Genomic DNA, 17,465 nt, shown 5'->3' with positions numbered 1-17,465 from the left:
CTGCTCTGATTTGGCATCATTGCGCGGCGCACCGAACCATCAATTTTCGGTGTGGATCGTGTTCGCAGCGCTTGCAGATTATCCCCATAATTCACATATATAGCCTACTAGTTGTAGTTTTTTACCCCGCACGCACCACTAGGGCTTGATTATTCAACGTTGACGCCGCGTTTGAATCGGCAGAAAGTTTACGACGGTCAGCAAGGCTTTGGCGACGCTGGCAGGACCTCGCGATAAACCACTGGCATCAAGACCGGGCGGTGAGTGAGGCACAGGGCAAAACCAGGGTCGCTTCGGTGAAGCTGGTACAGCGTCAAACAGATTTAAGCAGTGAAGCCTTTTGCAGGCAGCGGTTCATTTTGGCCGCGTAATTTGGGGATTACGAGAAGAATGCGCATCGAACGCCGATTTACCAAAGCCAAAAAGGGGGCCTATGCCGGCCTCGAATTTCGTTCGGCCACCAGCGAGATCCGCAACCCCGATGGCTCGGTCGTCTTCAAGCTGGAAGATATCGCCATCCCGGCCAGTTGGAGCCAGGTTGCTGCTGACATTATTGCGCAAAAATACTTCCGCAAGGCCGGTGTCGCCAAAGTCCTGAAAAAGGTCGAGGAAAACACGGTTCCCTCATGGTTGTGGCGCTCGGTGCCCGACGAGGAAGCGCTCGCCAAACTACCCGAAGACGAGCGTTATGGTTCGGAAATGGATAGCCGTCAGGTTTTCAATCGCTTGGCTGGCACCTGGACCTATTGGGGCTGGAAGGGCGGCTATTTCGATAGTGAAGACGACGCCCGCGCCTTTTTTGATGAACTGGCCCATATGCTGGCCACTCAGCGTGTCGCGCCGAACTCGCCACAATGGTTCAACACCGGCCTGCACTGGGCCTACGGCATTGACGGCCCCGGCCAGGGCCATTTCTATGTTGACCCGTTCACCCACAAGCTGGTGCAGTCGCAGTCTTCGTACGAACATCCCCAGCCGCACGCCTGCTTCATCCAGTCGGTCAACGACGATCTGGTCAATGAAAACGGCATCATGGACCTTTGGGTCCGCGAAGCGCGCCTGTTTAAATATGGCTCCGGCACCGGCACCAATTTCTCCAAATTGCGTGGCGGCGGCGAAAAGCTCTCCGGCGGCGGCAAATCGTCGGGCCTGATGAGTTTCCTCAAGATCGGTGACCGCGCAGCGGGCGCCATCAAGTCGGGCGGCACCACCCGTCGCGCCGCCAAAATGGTCGTGATCGACATCGACCATCCCGACGTCGAGGAATATATCAACTGGAAGGTCAAGGAAGAGCAGAAAGTTGCCGCTCTTGTCACTGGCTCCAAGACGGTTTCCAAGCACCTCAAGCTGATCATGAAAGCCGCCGTCAACTGCGAAGGTCAGGGCGATGATTGCTTCGACGTGCAAAAGAACCCGGCCCTCAAGCGCGAAGTGCGCGCCGCCAAAAAGTCGCTGGTACCGGAAAATTACATCTACCGCGTCATCCAGTTCGCCAAGCAGGGCTATACCGATCTCGATTTCCCCATCTACGACACCGATTGGGACAGCGAAGCCTATCTGACCGTTTCCGGCCAGAACTCCAACAATTCGGTCCGCGTGTCCGATGCGTTCCTTAACGCCGTCGAGGCCGATAGTGATTGGGATTTGCTGGGTCGCAAGGATGGCAAGGTCACCAAAACCCTCAAGGCCCGCGATCTGTGGGAAACCATTGGCTATGCCGCCTGGGCCTCCGCTGATCCCGGCATTCAATATCACACCACCATCAATGAGTGGCACACCTCCCCTGAAGCGGGTCCGATCAATGCATCGAACCCCTGCTCGGAATATATGTTCCTTGATGACACCGCCTGCAATCTGGCGTCGGTAAACCTGCTGCCTTATCGCAACAAGGATGGCTCGTTCGACACCGCCGCCTATGAGCACACGGTGCGCCTGTGGACCATTGTGCTCGAAATCTCGGTGATGATGGCGCAATTCCCCTCAAAGGCCATTGCCGAGCGCTCTTATGAATATCGCACCCTGGGCATCGGCTACGCCAATATTGGCGGCTTCCTGATGACGTCGGGCATTCCCTATGACTCGGCGGAAGGCCGTGCCATTGCTGGTGCTGTGACTGCCATCATGACCGGCGTTTCCTATGCAACCTCGGCCGAAATGGCCAAGGAACTGGGCGCCTTCAAGGACTATCCGCGCAACGCCCAGCACATGCTGCGCGTCATCCGCAATCATCGCAACGCCGCCCATGGCAATGCTGAAGGCTATGAAGGCCTCTCCATCCTGCCCGTGCCGCTTGATCATGCTTCGCTCACCGATCGGGCCCTGTCCAAGCGCGCCAAGCTGGCGTGGGACAATGCCCTTGCCCTTGGCGAGCAGCATGGCTATCGCAATGCCCAGGTCTCCGTCATTGCCCCGACCGGCACCATCGGTCTGGTGATGGACTGCGACACCACCGGCATCGAGCCCGATTTTGCCCTGGTAAAATTCAAAAGCTGGCCGGTGGCGGTTATTTCAAGATCATCAACCGCGCCGTGCCCGAAGCCCTGCGCACCCTTGGCTATGATGAAAGCCAGATCGCCGAGATCGAAGCCTATGCCGTTGGTCACGGCAATCTCAATCAGGCACCGGGCGTCAATCCGGCAACCCTGCGCACCAAGGGTTTTGCCGACGACAGGATCGAGGCGCTCAACGCCGCGCTGAAATCGGCCTTCGATATCAAGTTCGTCTTCAATCAGTGGACGCTTGGCGTTGATTTCCTGAAGTCGCTCGGCGTCACCGACGCCCAGATGAACGATTTCTCGTTCGAGCTCTTGCCCTTCCTTGGCTTTGCCAAAAAGGACATTGAAGCCGCCAACGTTCACATTTGTGGCGCCATGACGCTTGAAGGCGCGCCGCACCTCAAGGCAGACCATCTGCCGGTGTTCGATTGCGCCACCCCCTGCGGCAAGATCGGCAAGCGCTATTTGAGTGTTGAAAGCCACATCCTGATGATGGCCGCCGCCCAGCCGTTTATTTCTGGCGCCATTTCCAAAACCATCAACATGCCAAACGACGCAACAGTCGAAGACTGCAAGGAAAGCTACATGCTGTCCTGGCGTCTGGCGCTAAAAGCCAATGCGCTTTATCGCGATGGCTCCAAACTCAGCCAGCCGCTTAATTCTTCGCTTCTGGCCGTCGAGGAAGACGACGAAGACGATACGGTCGAAACGCTGGTGGCTCAAACTGCCGCCGCGCGTGTCCCCCAGATCGCCGAGAAAATCGTCGAGCGCATCGTTGAAACGGTCACCCGCGACCGCGAAAAAATGCCGGATCGCCGCAAGGGTTATACCCAAAAAGCCATCGTTGGCGGCCATAAGGTCTATCTGCACACCGGCGAATATGCCGATGGTCGCATCGGTGAAATCTTTATCGACATGCATAAGGAAGGCGCCGCCTTCCGCGCCATGATGAACAATTTCGCCATCGCCATCTCCATTGGTTTGCAATATGGCGTGCCGCTCGATGAATATGTCGAGGCTTTCACCTTCACCCGGTTCGAGCCTGCCGGCATGGTCATGGGCAATGACCGGATCAAGAACGCCACCAGCATTCTGGATTATGTGTTCCGCGAACTGGCGGTTTCCTATCTCGACCGCGATGATCTGGCGCACGTCAATCCCGAAAGCCCAACCTCTCTGGGCAAGGGTGCCGCCGAAGATCAGGCACCCAAGTCAAGCCAACAGGCCCCCATTCCCGCCGAACGCTTTGTGTCGCGCGGCATGACCCGGGGCAAGACGGCCAACAAGTCCCTGATGATCGTTTCGGGCGAACAGCATCTGAACCCGGTTCAGGCGATGCAAACCTCAACCGTAACGGCGCTGAATGCGGCAACCGCGCTAAAACCCGACTCCCAGATTGCCCCGGCCGCCTTCTCCGCCGCCGAACTGGACCCGATCCCCAGCCCACCGCCCAGCAAGGACACGGTCGTTCTCCGCGCCGAAGCCCAAATGAAAGGCTACACCGGCGACCAATGCACCGAGTGCCACAACTTCACCATGGTCCGCAACGGCACCTGTTTGAAGTGCGACACGTGCGGGACAACGACGGGGTGTAGTTGAGCGGGCGTTGTAAACAACAACATTGGCGATGGTAACGCGCTGCGTGACAAGTTATACCAATAGATGGTTTCTCAAGCGATCGGCGGCGCTGTTTTGCGCCGCCATTCTCTTATTCGGCCTTTCGGCAAGCGCGTTCATCGATTTGCTATTGAACGGGAAGCTTTGGTTCCCCAAGCAGATTGATCAAGGCTGGGCAACTTTAATAGGCGCAGTTGTTGGTCTCTCAATCGTTGCTCTTCAGGCCAGAATTGGCCTTCGCAATTTGCGACAATCTCAAGTTCACCAGGCAAGTTTGGCTCGCCTTGCACAACACGAACAAGCACAGCTTGACCGAGAGGCTAGGCGCGATCAGTTCGAACTCCAAACCGAGCACGACAACCATACAATGCAGTTGCAGAAAAAGGCGCTCGCTGCCGCCCTCAACGGAGAACTCCTAGCTGTCTACACACATTTGAACAATCGGGCGCGCGTCTTGAAAATGCAGCAGTTGATCTACGAATCAATACCCAAGGAATCACTGATTGCTGGCGCCAGAATTGAAATTTTAGGGGCACCAACCCCGATATTCGACGCTAGCATCCCCAAAATGGGTCTTCTTGAGCCATCATTGATCTCGGATATTGTTGAGTTATTCCAAAATGCTAAATCAAACGTATCTGCACCAGCGGATAAAATAACGGCTGAAATGATAGCTACCACTCTTGGAGCAGTAGCTGTCAGTTGGGAAGCCACCCGCTTGGATTTTCTTCATCTCCAAAAACGCCTTATCGCAGTGCAGTATGGATCCGCGGATCCGGGCGCTCGCGTCCTCGCACGGCAGGAAGAGCAGGGTCAAAAGTAAATTTGTTTTGCAGACTAGAGTCCGTCCAAGGACAATTACTCATCTCTGATCTACAAACACTTTGTGTTGCCCCTCCCATCAGGGCGGAAGTATCGGACCCCACCGGGTCATTCCGGCGAAGGCCGGAATCCATCCTGAGATCCCTCAACCCTCCGTGCACGCAGAAAAACCTCAAGCTGGACCCCGGCCTCCGCCGGGGTGACACCGTGACTGGGAAAGGCTCCGCGCCCAGCACCACAACACCTCACCACCATCCCTCAACCCCCACCGGGTCATTCCGGCGAAGGCCGGAATCCATCATGAGATGCCTCAGCCCTCCGTGCGCGCGGAAAGACATCAAGCTGGACCCCGGCCTTCGCCGGCGTGACATGGCGTATTGGGGATATTTCGGAACAGTACTCGGTCCAGCGTCAGTCACAAATCAATATCGGGGGACAAATCCCGCCAATCGGGGTTCATCTCCTCGATCAACCGCTCCTTCCAGGCACGCTTCCACTCCTTGATCCGCTTCTCGCGAACGATGGCAGCCTCGGCGTCCTCGTGAACCTCGTACCAGACCAGCAAGGTGCAGTCGTAACGGGCGGTGAAACTCTTCTCAAACATATGTTCGCGGTGCTGCCACATGCGCGCTACAGGATCGCCGGTGACACCGACATAGATCGCGCCGTGCTTACGATTGGCCATGATGTAAACGAGATAAATCTTGTCCATGCGAAAACCAAAGCACGACACCTCGGCGCTTTCAACTCCCACCAGTTCATTCCGCGCCCGCTCGATCATTCCACCCTCACCATGTCACCCCGGGCCTGACCCGGGGCCCATCCTCAGATCCCCCAACCCGCCGTGATCGTGGAAAAACCTCAAGATGGACCCCGGCCTCCGCCGGGGTGACACCGCGACTGGGAAAGGCTCCGCGCCCAGCACCACAGCGCCCAACACCTCACCACCATCCCAAAACCCTACCATGTCACCCCGGGCCGGACCCGGGGCCCATCGTGAGATGCCCCAGCCCTCCGTGCGCGGAAAAACATCACAATGGACCCCGGCCGCTGCCGGGATTTCGATGAACCCGATTGGCCGACCGGCGCCGATCCCAGATTGCGAGACCGCGCCAGTTACGTTTCATCTCACGGGCAAAACCAGATCAACCGTGACAAAAATCTAGTTCATGAAGTCCAGCTTGTAGTTGCTCTGGGTATGGCCAACCGAACCATTGTTGGCCTCATGAGTGAACTTGACCGTCATGACGTTGAGCTTGGTTTGCATGTCGATTTTCGTCGTCACGTCATTGTCGACATATTCGGCATCAAATCTGCCGACGCCGATATTGTGCATGGCAAGCCAGCCAGTATCGACAATACCATTCAATCTGACTGCCATGTTGTTTCCACACAGCCGACCCCTGATGGTGTTCGCCAGTCCGTCGCCCGAAATTTTGGTCCATTGTGAGTTAACGCAAGCTGCCTGCGCCGGGGTAATCATTGCCGCCGCAGTAATTGCGGCAGTCATAAACAGTGTAGTCATTGCAAAATGTCGCATTTATACTCTCCTGACAGTGCGATCCGTTTCAACATTTGCCAAAGTATTTTAGTGCCCCTGAATGACGAATGAACAATACCGCGAGCCGGCGCAACGCCCGAATGCAAAAAATATCCCCGCCCTCAAAACCCCACGTAAACTTCATTCATCGCCCAGGCCAGAGCCGATCATGACGCGTGATGAGCTTGGGGACAGTCGGGGAGGTTGGGGCGCCAGTCTCTCGCATGGATGCTGCCCACCAGCCCGGTGGCGGGGCAAAGGGGATGGGAGCCGGACGACCGGGCTCAGTTGCCAATGTCTTGTCACCAGCCCCGAAAGGGGTGGCTGCTTAAGGCGTGTGCGCAAAATCCCGACGCGATGGCGAGACCCCGGTTTCACCTGACTTTATTTCCAACGAGACCGCGGTCTCGCCATCGTTGCTCACCCAATACCCGTCGGCCGCCGGTCGCACGGCGTATCCGCGTGGCCGAAAAGACCAAAACCGCGAGCTTATCGCGATAATAGCGACAACCCAACCGGCGCCGAAACCAAATTACCCAAAGGCCGCGCGCAGCATTTTCTTGAAGGGACGGCGTCTGAGAAAAGGTGAATGGTGGAGGGGACTGGATTCGAACCAGTGTACGCTAAGCGGTCAGATTTACAGTCTGATGGATTTAACCACTCTCCCACCCCTCCACGGACAAAGTCGCCAGAGCGAGAAACGAAGCACCGAAGTGTTTCGTTGGCGGTTTATGCTGGCCTTGTCCGATTGTGTCAACACCCGATCAGGATTGCTCGCAAGAAATCCGCACACTATGATGAATTGTCCTGATTTTGTTCGCTTGCTGGGACGGGCTAAAGGCGGTATCGCTGCGCCATGAGTTACAACAAATTTCCGCCCAAGCCACGATACAACCCTGATGATGGACCGGTCTACCTTTACGGTATCCACACGGTGCGCGCGGCGCTGGACAATGCCAGCCGCGTCAAAAAAATCTTCTGGCAACCCCAAATGCTCTCAACCGCCTGCGCGAGAACGGTGAAATCGGCAAGGTTCCGGTCCGCGAGGTCACGCCCAAAGAGCTGGACAAGCTGCTCGGTGATGACGCGGTTCATCAAGGAGCGGCGCTCGAGGTCGATCCGGTCAACCGTTTTGGCCTCAACGATATCGAGCCGCTCAGACTGGTAGTCGTGCTGGATCAGATTACCGACCCACATAATGTGGGCGCCATTTTGCGCACCGCCTGCGCTTTTGGCGCGGACGCGGTGATAACCACAGCCCGGCACTCCCCCAGAGAAACCGGCGTCATGGCCAAGTCTGCCTCCGGCGCGCTGGATCTGGTGCCGATGATTGAAGTGCGCAACCTTGGCGATGCGCTCGAAACGCTCAAAAAACGCGGCATGCTGGTGCTCGGATTTGATTCGGAAAGTGAACAGCAACTGCGCCCACGCGACGCAGATGTTCCGCTGGCTATTGTCATGGGTGCCGAAGGCAAAGGCCTGCGCCAGCGCACCCGCGAGCTTTGCGACGAAATGGTCAAGTTGGACATGCCCGGCCCGATCAAATCGCTCAACGTTTCAAACGCTGCGGCAATTGCCCTTTTCGCCGCAACCGCCGGTCGAGCATAGTGAGCAGTTTCGAGCCCTTCGCCATGGCTCTGCGTCTCAGCGGGGTGACCATGACTCAGCCTGAACTGACCATGGCCCTGGGACAGGACGTTGTGCGGTTCGAACCCGAAGACGCAGCCAATAGCCATTATGCCCAGATAGATCTGGATAACGACAAACCGGTCCGGGCATTGCTGGAACTGGCGTCAGGTCCGGGACAAGTAATCAAAGAGCTGCTGGCAACCCGTCAAATCGGACTGGCCGTGCTCGATCTCGCGTTTGACTTCCCCACCGAAGGTGAAGCCATGTCGGCTCGCCTGCCCGCGCATGTAGCGGCGGCGATCGCGCTTTGCGACATTGATATAGAGCTATCCGTCTATCTGGTGGATGAAACCGATGATGATGACGACTGATCGAATCTAAAGACTGTCGCTCGCCTCGACAGCAGTCGGCATGGACACAGCGCGCGCTTCGGCCTTGATGATGTCGGAGCCGAACGGCCCATTGACCTTGGGCACCAATCGCACAACCGTGTAACCCCGATCCTCAAGCTGCTGCAGAAAGTCAGGCAGCATGGCAACCGTGCGCGCATGGATGTCGTGGAACAGGATAATGCCTTTGCCGCGCTCATCCAGTCGTTTCAATGTCCGCGCCGCCACTGCCCCAGGAGTGTCGTTGTAGTAATCCTTGCTATCAATATCGACACCAAGAATGACCGCACTGCCACGGTTCAAGCTGGTGCGCAAAAACCCGTTCTGCGCCAGATATGGGAAGCGGAAGAATGGCGCAGGTTCGTCGCCAATCCTAGACAATGTCCGCACAATCGTATCCTCGGCGCGTGCGATATCGTTGACCGCCTCATGCCGCGACAAACTCGTAAGGTCGGCGTGGTCATAAGAGTGGCTGCCGATGGTGTGGCCGCGCAAAGCAACCTGTTGGGCGGTCAGCGGATGAGCGGCCACCGCCTGCCCCACCATCAAAAATGTCGCCTTGACCGCGAAATTATCGAGCGTATCAAGAATGGCATCGGTCTTTCCTGGACGCGGTCCATCATCAAAAGTCAGGATGACTTCACCGGGATCAAGTTTAATGTCGTTTGCTGACGCAACTGCCAGCGTTCGCCCGGTAAGTGGGCTGGTCGAAAATAAAGATTGTGGCATCGCTTGATAATCGGGGGCAAACGCGGTGCGCATAATGCTTCCCGTAACGGCGCTTGTATCTATGGCCTCTACGCCATCAGTCGCCATTTTACCCGTGGTCGAAAGATCGCCAGCGTGTTTTTGTGGGGGCTTTGCACACCCACCCAGCAACATGCCAGCTACAACGAAAGACACAACAAGACGCGAGACTGACACGGCATGAACTCTGCTAAATCACAACAGAGTCCAGTTTTTATGATTATGGTTAATATTCCCTTGGGCAACGCGGGGTTTTTACTTAATGGAAATTAACGCCCTGCGGCCCAAGGTATCGAGGGCGCTGAGGAAAGCAGAACGATCAGCTGGCCGAAACGTTGGGTTTAGACCCCGGCTCTCGCCGGTTTCGCGCAGGTGCTGGTTCAATTCGCGCATGGCCAGCGCCATGCCAATCGATGCTTCGGTAAAGAGCTTGCCGGTAAACCCAAGCACGTGGCATTTCTTTTCCAGCGCGCGGCCGACCAGCGGGATATCGGCCGTCAAAACGATGTCATTGGGATTTGCCTGTTCGACAATCCAGTCGTCCGCAGCATCGGCACCATGTGGCACGACGACCACGCGAACCATGGGATCGCGCGATGGCCTCACGCCCCCATTCGAAACAAGCGAAATCACCAACCCCAGTCGCTCGGCAACCTTGATTGCCTCATTTTTGACTGGGCAGGCATCGGCATCGACATAAATTTGCGGCTGGTCTGACATCGGCTTTGCCTTCAGAACAGCACAACGCTGCGAATGCTTTGCCCCGCGTGCATCAGATCGAACCCCTTGTTGATATCTTCGAGACGAAGGGTGTGCGTGATCATCGGGTCAATCTCAATCTTGCCATCCATATACCAGTCGACGATTTTTGGCACATCGGTACGGCCGCGCGCGCCGCCGAAGGCAGTCCCCATCCACGTGCGCCCGGTAACGAGCTGGAATGGCCGCGTCGAAATCTCCTGCCCGGCACCCGCAACACCAATCACCACCGACTTGCCCCAGCCGCGATGGCTGGCTTCCAGTGCCTGGCGCATAACGTTGGTATTGCCGGTACAGTCAAAGGTGTAATCGGCTCCTCCGATCTCATCCCCACGTCGTTTGGTCAAATTGACAAGATGAGGAACGATGTCGCCATCGATTTTCTTTGGATTGACAAAGTGCGTCATTCCAAAGCGTTCACCCCATTCCTTCTTGTCATTGTTGAGGTCTACGCCAATGATCATGTCGGCACCGGCTAACCTCAGCCCTTGAATGACATTCAGGCCAATGCCGCCCAGGCCGAACACCACAGCCGTAGCGCCCGGCTCCACCTTGGCCGTGTTGAGCACCGCGCCAACGCCGGTAGTAACACCGCAACCGATGTAGCAGACCTTGTCAAAAGGCGCTGCCGCGTCGATCTTTGCGACCGCAATTTCCGGCAGAACCGTATAGTTGGAAAAAGTCGAGCAGCCCATATAATGAAAGATCGGCGTGCCCTTGTAGGAAAAGCGCGTCGTACCGTCGGGCATAAGTCCTAGTCCCTGGGTGGCGCGAATGGCCGTGCAAAGATTGGTCTTGCCACTCAGGCAGGATGGGCACTCGCGGCACTCGGGTGTGTACAAAGGAATGACATGATCACCAGGTTTGACGCTGGTGACCCCTGCCCCCACCTCCACAACAACGCCCGCGCCTTCATGGCCCAGAACTGCCGGAAACAGACCTTCGGGATCGGCACCTGAAAGCGTGAATTCATCGGTGTGACAAATGCCGGTGGCTTTGATTTCGATCAGAACTTCTCCAGCGCGCGGGCCTTCGAGATCCAGTTCGACAATTTCGAGTGGTTTTCCAGCCTCAAAGGCAACGGCGGCGCGCGTCTTCATTTGGCAACTCCCAGGCAAATCAATCGCCTAGGTGTCGCACATGGGCAAGCCTATCGCAATGCGACCGTGGGGCAGCGTACTGCGATCACCACCCCTGCGAGATCAGTCAATTTTCAGCCAACCATAGAGTTCGTCGGACAATATTGACGGATCATGTTCGGCGCCATGCAAAACCAGATCGGCGCCGACAGGCGGCTCGAACGGGCTATCCAAACCGGTGAAGTTCTTGATTTCACCTGCCCGAGCGCGCTTGTAAAGACCCTTGGGATCGCGGGCCTCACAAACCTCAAGCGGCGTATCGACGTAAATTTCCGCGAACTGAATGTCGCCAGCAATTTCGCGGGCCAGTCGGCGTTCGTTGGCAAAGGGTGAGATAAACGACACCAGAACGATCAAGCCGGAATCGGCCATCAATCGCGCCACCTCGGCAACGCGACGAATGTTTTCAACACGAGCCGCCTCGGTAAAGCCCAGATCCTTGTTGAGGCCGTGGCGCACATTGTCGCCATCAAGAATGTAAGCGTGCTTGCCTTGTGCCGTAAGGCGCCGTTCCAAAAGGTTCGCAATGCTGGATTTGCCCGACCCAGAAAGGCCGGTAAACCAGACGATCTGCGGCGTCTGCTTTTTCATGGCGCCGCGAACTTCGCGGTTCACATCAAAAGACTGGTAGGTCAGGTTTTGTGCACGCCGCAGCCCAAAGTCGATAGTACCAGCGCCCAGTGTAGCATTGGTCAACCGATCCACCAGAATAAACCCGCCGGTCAACGCATTGGTGGAATAGGCGTCAAACGCAATCGGTTTGTCGGTCGCAATGGTTACGGTCCCGACTTCATTGAGATCAAGCTTGTTGGCCGCTGCCTGTTCAAGCGTGTTCACATTCGTGCGAAACTTGATATCAGTGATAGTCGCCGGCACCATTTGCGTCCCGATCTTGAGCAGATAGGAGCGACCTTGAAAGGCTGAGTCCTGGCTCATCCAAACTAGCCGTGCCTGAAATTGATTAGAATATTCGGGCATCTCGCCAGGGTGGGAAAACACATCGCCGCGCGAAACATCAATCTCGCGATCCAGCACAAGCGTGACGGCCTCGCCGACGCTCGCCCGCTGCAATTGACCATCCATGGTGACAATTTGCGCAACCTTTGCCGGCTGGCGAGAGGCGGAAAGCAAAACCTCGTCGTCGACCGCAATTTGTCCCGAAGCAACCGTTCCAGAAAAACCGCGGAAATCAAGATTTGGTCGATTTACCCACTGAACAGGAAACCGCATCGGGCGTTCAGATTTGTCCTCGCTGATGTCGACTGTCTCGAGATAAGGGACCAACGACTTCCCTTTGTACCAAGGCGTTCGGGCACTGGTTGCCAGCATGTTGTCACCCTTGAGAGCCGACACGGGAATGGCAGCCAAAGTCTTGAACCCGAGAGTTTGCGCAAATGAGCGATATTCACGTTCAATGCCCTCTATCGCTTGCTGGTCATAGTTGATCAGATCGATCTTGTTGATGACAACCACGACGTGTTTCACGCCCAACAGGGACAAAATGAAGCTGTGGCGACGGGTCTGAGTCAGCACCCCTTTGCGTGCGTCTATCAACACCAGGGCCAGATCGGCATTGGACGCACCGGTCGCCATATTGCGCGTGTACTGCTCGTGACCCGGCGTGTCGGCGACAATGAATTTACGCTGGTCGGTCGAAAAGAACCGATAAGCTACATCAATAGTGATGCCCTGCTCCCGTTCAGCAGTGAGCCCGTCTACCAAAAGCGAAAAATCAATGCCTTCCTCGCCAGTTGTTCGATTGTGGCTCTCATTGCGCAGACTGGCTAATTGATCATCCAGGATCAGCTGACTGTCATAGAGCAGCCGACCGATCAGGGTCGATTTGCCGTCGTCGACACTGCCGCAGGTCAAAAACCGGAGAAGCGATTTATTGGTCTGCTGGCTAAGCCAGAGGGCGATATCGGTGTCGGGCGAAGGATTGGCAGCAGTTTGCATGTCAGAAATAGCCTTCCTGCTTCTTTTTCCATTGAACCGACACTGTCGCTATCGATCAGTCGTCCTTCTCGCTCAGAGGTCCGACTGGCCTGCATTTCCATGATGATTTCTGGCAAAGTCGCAGCCTCGGAGCGAATGGCACCCGTCAGAGGATAATCGCCCAGCGTGCGGAATCTTACGACTTCGTCGCAAGGCTTTTCGCCCGGTTCAAAGCGGAAGCGATCATCGTCAATCATGATCAATGTCCCGGAGCGATCAACGACCGGACGGCTTTTGGCGAAATAGAGCGCTGGAAGTTCAATCTGCTCGGCATAAATATACGTCCACACGTCCAACTCGGTCCAGTTCGAGATAGGAAATACGCGCATGCTTTCGCCCGGATTCAACCGAGTATTGAAAACGCGCCATAACTCAGGACGCTGATGTTTAGGATCCCAGGCGTGCTGAGCGTTGCGATGAGAAAAAATTCGTTCCTTGGCCCGCGACTTTTCCTCGTCACGACGGGCGCCCCCTATTGCTGCATCGTAGCGCCCCGCGTCCAGCGCCTGCCGAAGCGCTTGCGTCTTCATGATGTCGGTAAAGCGCGATGAGCCATGATCGAAAGGATTGATGCCATCGCGCAAACCATCCGAATTGGTATGGCTGATCAGATCAAACCCATATTGCTCGGCCATGCGATCACGAAAAGTGATCATTTCGCGGAACTTCCAGGTGGTATTCACATGCAGCAACGGGAATGGAATTTTGGACGGGAAGAACGCCTTGCGCGCCAAATGCAGCAGCACGCTTGAATCCTTGCCAATGGAATACATCATCACGGGTCGCTCAAAACTTGCCGCAACTTCGCGCAGAATTTCAATGCTTTCCGCTTCAAGCGCGCGCAAGTGACTCATATCTAGTGTCGGCATTTGCCTGGCCCCCGTCAAAAAGTGCACTAAAAACCATGCCACTATTTCGGATGATTGGTAAGGCCGTCATCGCCTCGACGGCAAGCGCAAATTCGGATGGAAAATCGGCGGCAGCAAATTCGTCTGCCTGTTGCCCCGCACACAAAAGTGCTGGCGCTCCAGTCCTTCGATCGACGTGATTTCGTCCCGTTGTACGCGAGTTGTGCAGAAAAATCATTTTCAGCCCAAATTGACACTCAATCATACTGGTCAGCACCAAATCCCTTGCAAACGCCCGCGCTGCCTGCTATTTCCCCGCCCAGCGCCGGTATAGCTCAGTTGGTAGAGCACCTGATTTGTAATCAGGGGGTCACGGGTTCGAATCCTGTTGCCGGCACCAAGCAAACATCCCAGTATTACTAAGTTGAATTCATCTCCAAACCATGCGGATGCAGCGATGATCAATGTGTCCGAACAATCTCCGCATATATCAACCGTGATGGAGGCGGCCTTCACATCGCCCAGATTTCTTATATTCACGACCGGCATGAATATGATCATTCGGCATGCTTTGGGTCGGAAGAATAGCGGATGCACAACATGCCTGCTGCGGCGCGCGACTAATTGTGCAACGTCAGAAAATCCCTGCCTGCATCAAGTTGGATTCACGTCGTTTTATAATTTTATAGCGCCTTGTGTTTGCCGAAGCTGGAACTCGATGTTGCCAACTTCCGGTGCATAGAAGGTGACTTTGGGCGTCATTTTTGCTGATGACGAACGAATTTCGGATTTTTCGTCGAACTGAATTTCTAGCGGCTCAGACACACGCGGCGGAGATATTCGCAGGGTTTGGCAAAGGATTGGCAGGGCGAAATCAATTTTATCCATTTCAGGGTAGCAAGGGTATTCTAAAGCGCCTCTGCACGCGGCAGTCTATAAGAGCAACTGATGCCCAGCCAAAACTAGCGCTTTGCCAATTGCACGACGCTGCGCTAAGTCATGCCACTGTCGCATACAACCGTTCTCAGGCATTTCAAAATGGTCACGCTCAAGGAAATTGCCAAAAAAGTTGGCGTCTCGCCTGCGACGGTTTCTCGCGTGCTCAATTTCGACACCACCTTGTCGGTCGCGCCTCAAAAACGGCAGGCGATCATCGAAACTGCTGAAGCGCTGAGCTATGCGACCCCGCGTGCACGCAAGCGCACGCGCCAACGTAATTTGCATCGTGTGGCTCTCGTGCATTTTCTTCGGCCCGAACAGGAACTGATCGACCCCTATTATGTCGGATTGCGGCTTGGCATCGAAAGCCGCTGCCATGAGCTTAAGATTGAAACGATAAAAGTCTATCATACCGTCAGTATGCCCGATCCGACTTTGCTGCACTCCGCCGACGGTGTCATTGCCATCGGGATACATTCCTCAGCGGAGATCGACTGGCTTCGCGAACATAGCCGACATTTGGTCTTTGCTGACTTTTCGCCGCCCGGTGATGAATTCAACAGCGTGGACAGCGACCTGCGGGCGGCAACACGCAAGATGTTGAATGCCTTGAAATCCATGGGATACAACAGGATCGGGTTTGCCGGATGGGCGGACTCGCCCGATGAACCGTACGCGGAAACACGTTGCCGGGCCTACGTTGAGTGGTCTCGGGAATTTGCGACCTTTGAGCCCAACCGTTGCGTTACCGAACACAGCTTGGATCGAACCACCGAAGAGTTCGGGCATCGCCTCGCACCTCGGCTGCTGTCCTCACCCGAGCTACCTGATGCCATTTTGACATCCAACGACAATATCGCGGTGGGCATATATCGCGCCTTGCACGAACGCGGCCTGCGTATTCCCGACGATATTGCCGTGGCCAGCTTTAACGATATTTCCGTGGCCCAGTTTCTCAATCCGCCCTTGACAACCATCCGCCTGCCCGCCGAAGATATCGGAAAAACCGCCGTCGATCTACTGATCGAGCGCCTCGACGGCAGTGACCTCACGCGACACGTCAGCATCGCAAACCGCATCATCTGGCGGCGCAGTACGCGCACCCCGGAAGAGATAAAAATTGCCTGAGATAAATATTTACTAAAATATTGCACAAGCCCTCCACACCCGTTAAGGATTGATATCTGGCAGGGAGAGAGCCTGCCATGAATTGGGAGGAATTCATGAATCTGTTTGCTTCGCGATGGAGCCGCTTGCTCGGCACCACCATGGCTGGCGTTGGCATGCTCACGGCGACCGCTGTGTCTGCCAGTGAACTGACGGTCTGGTGCTGGGATCCAAACTTCAACATTCCGGCGATGACCGATGCCGGTGCCCGGTATACCAAGGATCACCCGGACACAACGTTCAACGTCAACAACATCTCTCAGGACGATATCAACCAGAAGCTCCAAACCCAGCTTCTTGCCGGAGTTACTGACGGGTTGCCCGACATGGTGCTGATCCAGGACGACAACGCACAGCGCTTTCTTCAGTCATTTCCGGGCGCTTTCGTCCCGCTGTCTGATTCCATCGACATGACGAAATTCGCGTCCTACAAGGTTGCCGCAGCAACCTATGAGGGCAAATCCTATTCACTCCCGTTCGATTCCGGCGTTGGTGGATTGTTCTACCGTTCCGACTATCTTGAACAGGCTGGCTACGGCGCTGACGATCTCAACGACATCACCTGGGATCAGCTGATCAAGATCGGTACGGACGTCAAGGAAAAGACCGGCCATCAGCTGCTGAGCATGGATTATAATGATGACGGCATGATCATCATGATGATGCAGTCCACCGGGCAGTGGTATCTCAAGGATGGCAGCGAGCCCAATATCGTCGACAATGCGGCACTAAAGGCATCGCTTGAAGCTTTCCAGAAGATGGCGCAGGCCGGTCTGGTCAAGTCGATCACCGGCTGGACAGACTATACCGGTTCCTTCACCTCCGGCGAGGTTGCCGCTGTGCCACAGGGCGTCTGGATCACCGGCACAATCAAATCGCAGCCTGATCAGAGCGGTGACTGGCGTGTTGCACCCTTGCCCAAGCTCGATGGTGTCGATGGCGCAACGCATTACTCCAACAATGGTGGCTCAAGCTGGTACGTTCTGGCCTCGTCCGAGCACACGGACGAAGCCGTCGACTTCCTGAAGACCGTCTGGGCTGGTGATGTCGACTTCTATCAGGGCATCCTCGTCAATCAGGGTGCCGTTGGCTCGCTGTTGGCAGCGCGCGACGGCGACGCTTACAAAGCCAGCGACGACTTCTTTGGTGGCGAGCCAGTCTGGCAGAACTTCTCGGACTGGCTCAGCAAAGTGCCCTCGGTCAACTATGGCACATTCACACCCGAAGCCCGTGCTGCGGTCCAGGCTCAGCTTCCTACCATCGCCAACGGTGGCAACATCGACGAAGCGCTCCAGGCGATCGACGGCCAACTCCGTCAGCAGATTCAATAACCACGAATTTTCGAGGAGCGGGCTAGGCCCGCTCCTCTCCGTCCATCA

At 55.8% G+C, this 17,465-nt stretch carries 12 protein-coding genes, 2 tRNA genes and 2 pseudogenes; 7 read left to right on the top strand and 9 right to left on the bottom strand.

Annotated elements, in window-relative coordinates:
- Window positions 1–390 precede the first annotated feature (390 nt).
- Together PSQ90_RS15550 and PSQ90_RS15545 are read left to right on the top strand one after the other, a co-directional pair.
- Window positions 391–3,767 (top strand): annotated as a pseudogene (locus tag PSQ90_RS15550) (vitamin B12-dependent ribonucleotide reductase); the annotation flags it as partial.
- A 370-nt stretch (window positions 3,768–4,137) separates the two neighbouring features.
- Window positions 4,138–4,935 carry a hypothetical protein gene (locus PSQ90_RS15545; RefSeq protein WP_282211173.1) on the top strand — a complete coding sequence of 266 codons (798 nt, stop codon included), beginning with the start codon at window positions 4,138–4,140 and terminating at the stop codon, window positions 4,933–4,935.
- Window positions 4,936–5,349: 414 nt separating this feature from the next.
- Here the strand turns inward: PSQ90_RS15545 and PSQ90_RS15540 are convergent, their stop codons facing one another.
- The 3 genes from PSQ90_RS15540 to PSQ90_RS15530 all read right to left on the bottom strand — a co-directional run bounded on the left by PSQ90_RS15540 (window position 5,350) and on the right by PSQ90_RS15530 (window position 7,149).
- Window positions 5,350–5,715, bottom strand: coding sequence for a GIY-YIG nuclease family protein (locus PSQ90_RS15540; RefSeq protein ID WP_328517512.1), 366 nt, complete (start codon window positions 5,713–5,715; stop codon window positions 5,350–5,352).
- Between the two features lie 381 nt (window positions 5,716–6,096).
- Window positions 6,097–6,315, bottom strand: coding sequence for a hypothetical protein (locus PSQ90_RS15535; protein ID WP_282211172.1), 219 nt, complete (start codon window positions 6,313–6,315; stop codon window positions 6,097–6,099).
- Between the two features lie 749 nt (window positions 6,316–7,064).
- Window positions 7,065–7,149 (bottom strand) — tRNA-Tyr (locus PSQ90_RS15530).
- A 303-nt stretch (window positions 7,150–7,452) separates the two neighbouring features.
- Between PSQ90_RS15530 and rlmB the strand changes: the two genes are divergently transcribed.
- Window positions 7,453–8,082 (top strand): 23S rRNA (guanosine(2251)-2'-O)-methyltransferase RlmB, encoded by a 630-nt coding sequence (gene rlmB, locus PSQ90_RS15525; RefSeq protein WP_328517551.1) that lies wholly within the window; start codon window positions 7,453–7,455, stop codon window positions 8,080–8,082.
- Between the two features lie 23 nt (window positions 8,083–8,105).
- Window positions 8,106–8,474, top strand: a complete 369-nt coding sequence (locus PSQ90_RS15520; RefSeq protein WP_282211171.1) for a hypothetical protein — start codon at window positions 8,106–8,108, stop codon at window positions 8,472–8,474.
- 6 nt (window positions 8,475–8,480) lie between these two features.
- On the opposite strand, the gene PSQ90_RS15515 is transcribed toward PSQ90_RS15520, so the two are convergent.
- From PSQ90_RS15515 to cysD, 5 genes and pseudogenes are all read right to left on the bottom strand, one after another.
- A complete protein-coding gene (locus PSQ90_RS15515) occupies window positions 8,481–9,416 on the bottom strand; it encodes a polysaccharide deacetylase family protein (RefSeq protein ID WP_282211170.1) in 936 nt (311 codons plus the stop codon).
- Between the two features lie 78 nt (window positions 9,417–9,494).
- Window positions 9,495–9,959 (bottom strand): YaiI/YqxD family protein, encoded by a 465-nt coding sequence (locus tag PSQ90_RS15510; protein ID WP_282211169.1) that lies wholly within the window; start codon window positions 9,957–9,959, stop codon window positions 9,495–9,497.
- An 11-nt stretch (window positions 9,960–9,970) separates the two neighbouring features.
- The gene (locus tag PSQ90_RS15505; RefSeq protein WP_282211168.1) at window positions 9,971–11,098 is read right to left on the bottom strand and encodes an S-(hydroxymethyl)glutathione dehydrogenase/class III alcohol dehydrogenase; all 1,128 of its coding nucleotides are present in this window, start codon (window positions 11,096–11,098) and stop codon (window positions 9,971–9,973) included.
- A gap of 102 nt (window positions 11,099–11,200) precedes the next feature.
- Window positions 11,201–13,093 carry a sulfate adenylyltransferase subunit CysN gene (cysN, locus tag PSQ90_RS15500; protein ID WP_282211167.1) on the bottom strand — a complete coding sequence of 631 codons (1,893 nt, stop codon included), beginning with the start codon at window positions 13,091–13,093 and terminating at the stop codon, window positions 11,201–11,203.
- A gap of 1 nt (window position 13,094) precedes the next feature.
- Window positions 13,095–14,001 (bottom strand): annotated as a pseudogene (gene cysD / locus PSQ90_RS15495) (sulfate adenylyltransferase subunit CysD).
- A gap of 303 nt (window positions 14,002–14,304) precedes the next feature.
- Between cysD and PSQ90_RS15490 the strand changes: the two are divergent.
- Window positions 14,305–14,380, top strand: a tRNA-Thr gene (locus PSQ90_RS15490).
- Between the two features lie 275 nt (window positions 14,381–14,655).
- On the opposite strand, the gene PSQ90_RS15485 is transcribed toward PSQ90_RS15490, so the two are convergent.
- On the bottom strand, window positions 14,656–14,868 hold the full coding sequence (locus tag PSQ90_RS15485; RefSeq protein ID WP_282211166.1) for a hypothetical protein: 213 nt from the start codon (window positions 14,866–14,868) through the stop codon (window positions 14,656–14,658).
- Between the two features lie 150 nt (window positions 14,869–15,018).
- On the opposite strand from PSQ90_RS15485, the gene PSQ90_RS15480 reads away from it, so the two are divergent.
- Together PSQ90_RS15480 and PSQ90_RS15475 are read left to right on the top strand one after the other, a co-directional pair.
- Complete coding sequence (locus PSQ90_RS15480; protein ID WP_282211165.1) at window positions 15,019–16,047, top strand: LacI family DNA-binding transcriptional regulator; 1,029 nt, start codon at window positions 15,019–15,021, stop codon at window positions 16,045–16,047.
- A 95-nt stretch (window positions 16,048–16,142) separates the two neighbouring features.
- Complete coding sequence (locus PSQ90_RS15475; protein ID WP_282211164.1) at window positions 16,143–17,417, top strand: ABC transporter substrate-binding protein; 1,275 nt, start codon at window positions 16,143–16,145, stop codon at window positions 17,415–17,417.
- Window positions 17,418–17,465: the final 48 nt, after the last annotated feature.

This window comes from Devosia rhodophyticola (assembly GCF_028816475.1).
Classification (GTDB): domain Bacteria; phylum Pseudomonadota; class Alphaproteobacteria; order Rhizobiales; family Devosiaceae; genus Devosia; species Devosia rhodophyticola.
The sequence above is the reverse complement of the archived record's forward strand: the minus strand, read 5'-3'. Positions and strand labels throughout refer to the sequence as shown.

Coding starts and splice junctions, on each gene's coding strand:
- PSQ90_RS15540 (WP_328517512.1), bottom strand. CDS start 5,715: ATGATCGAGCGGGCGCGGAATGAACTGGTGGGAGTTGAAAGCGCCGAG.
- PSQ90_RS15535 (WP_282211172.1), bottom strand. CDS start 6,315: ATGGCAGTCAGATTGAATGGTATTGTCGATACTGGCTGGCTTGCCATG.
- PSQ90_RS15520 (WP_282211171.1), top strand. CDS start 8,106: ATGGCTCTGCGTCTCAGCGGGGTGACCATGACTCAGCCTGAACTGACC.
- PSQ90_RS15510 (WP_282211169.1), bottom strand. CDS start 9,959: ATGTCAGACCAGCCGCAAATTTATGTCGATGCCGATGCCTGCCCAGTC.
- PSQ90_RS15505 (WP_282211168.1), bottom strand. CDS start 11,098: ATGAAGACGCGCGCCGCCGTTGCCTTTGAGGCTGGAAAACCACTCGAA.
- cysN (WP_282211167.1), bottom strand. CDS start 13,093: ATGCAAACTGCTGCCAATCCTTCGCCCGACACCGATATCGCCCTCTGG.
- PSQ90_RS15485 (WP_282211166.1), bottom strand. CDS start 14,868: ATGGATAAAATTGATTTCGCCCTGCCAATCCTTTGCCAAACCCTGCGA.
- PSQ90_RS15480 (WP_282211165.1), top strand. CDS start 15,019: ATGGTCACGCTCAAGGAAATTGCCAAAAAAGTTGGCGTCTCGCCTGCG.
- PSQ90_RS15475 (WP_282211164.1), top strand. CDS start 16,143: ATGAATCTGTTTGCTTCGCGATGGAGCCGCTTGCTCGGCACCACCATG.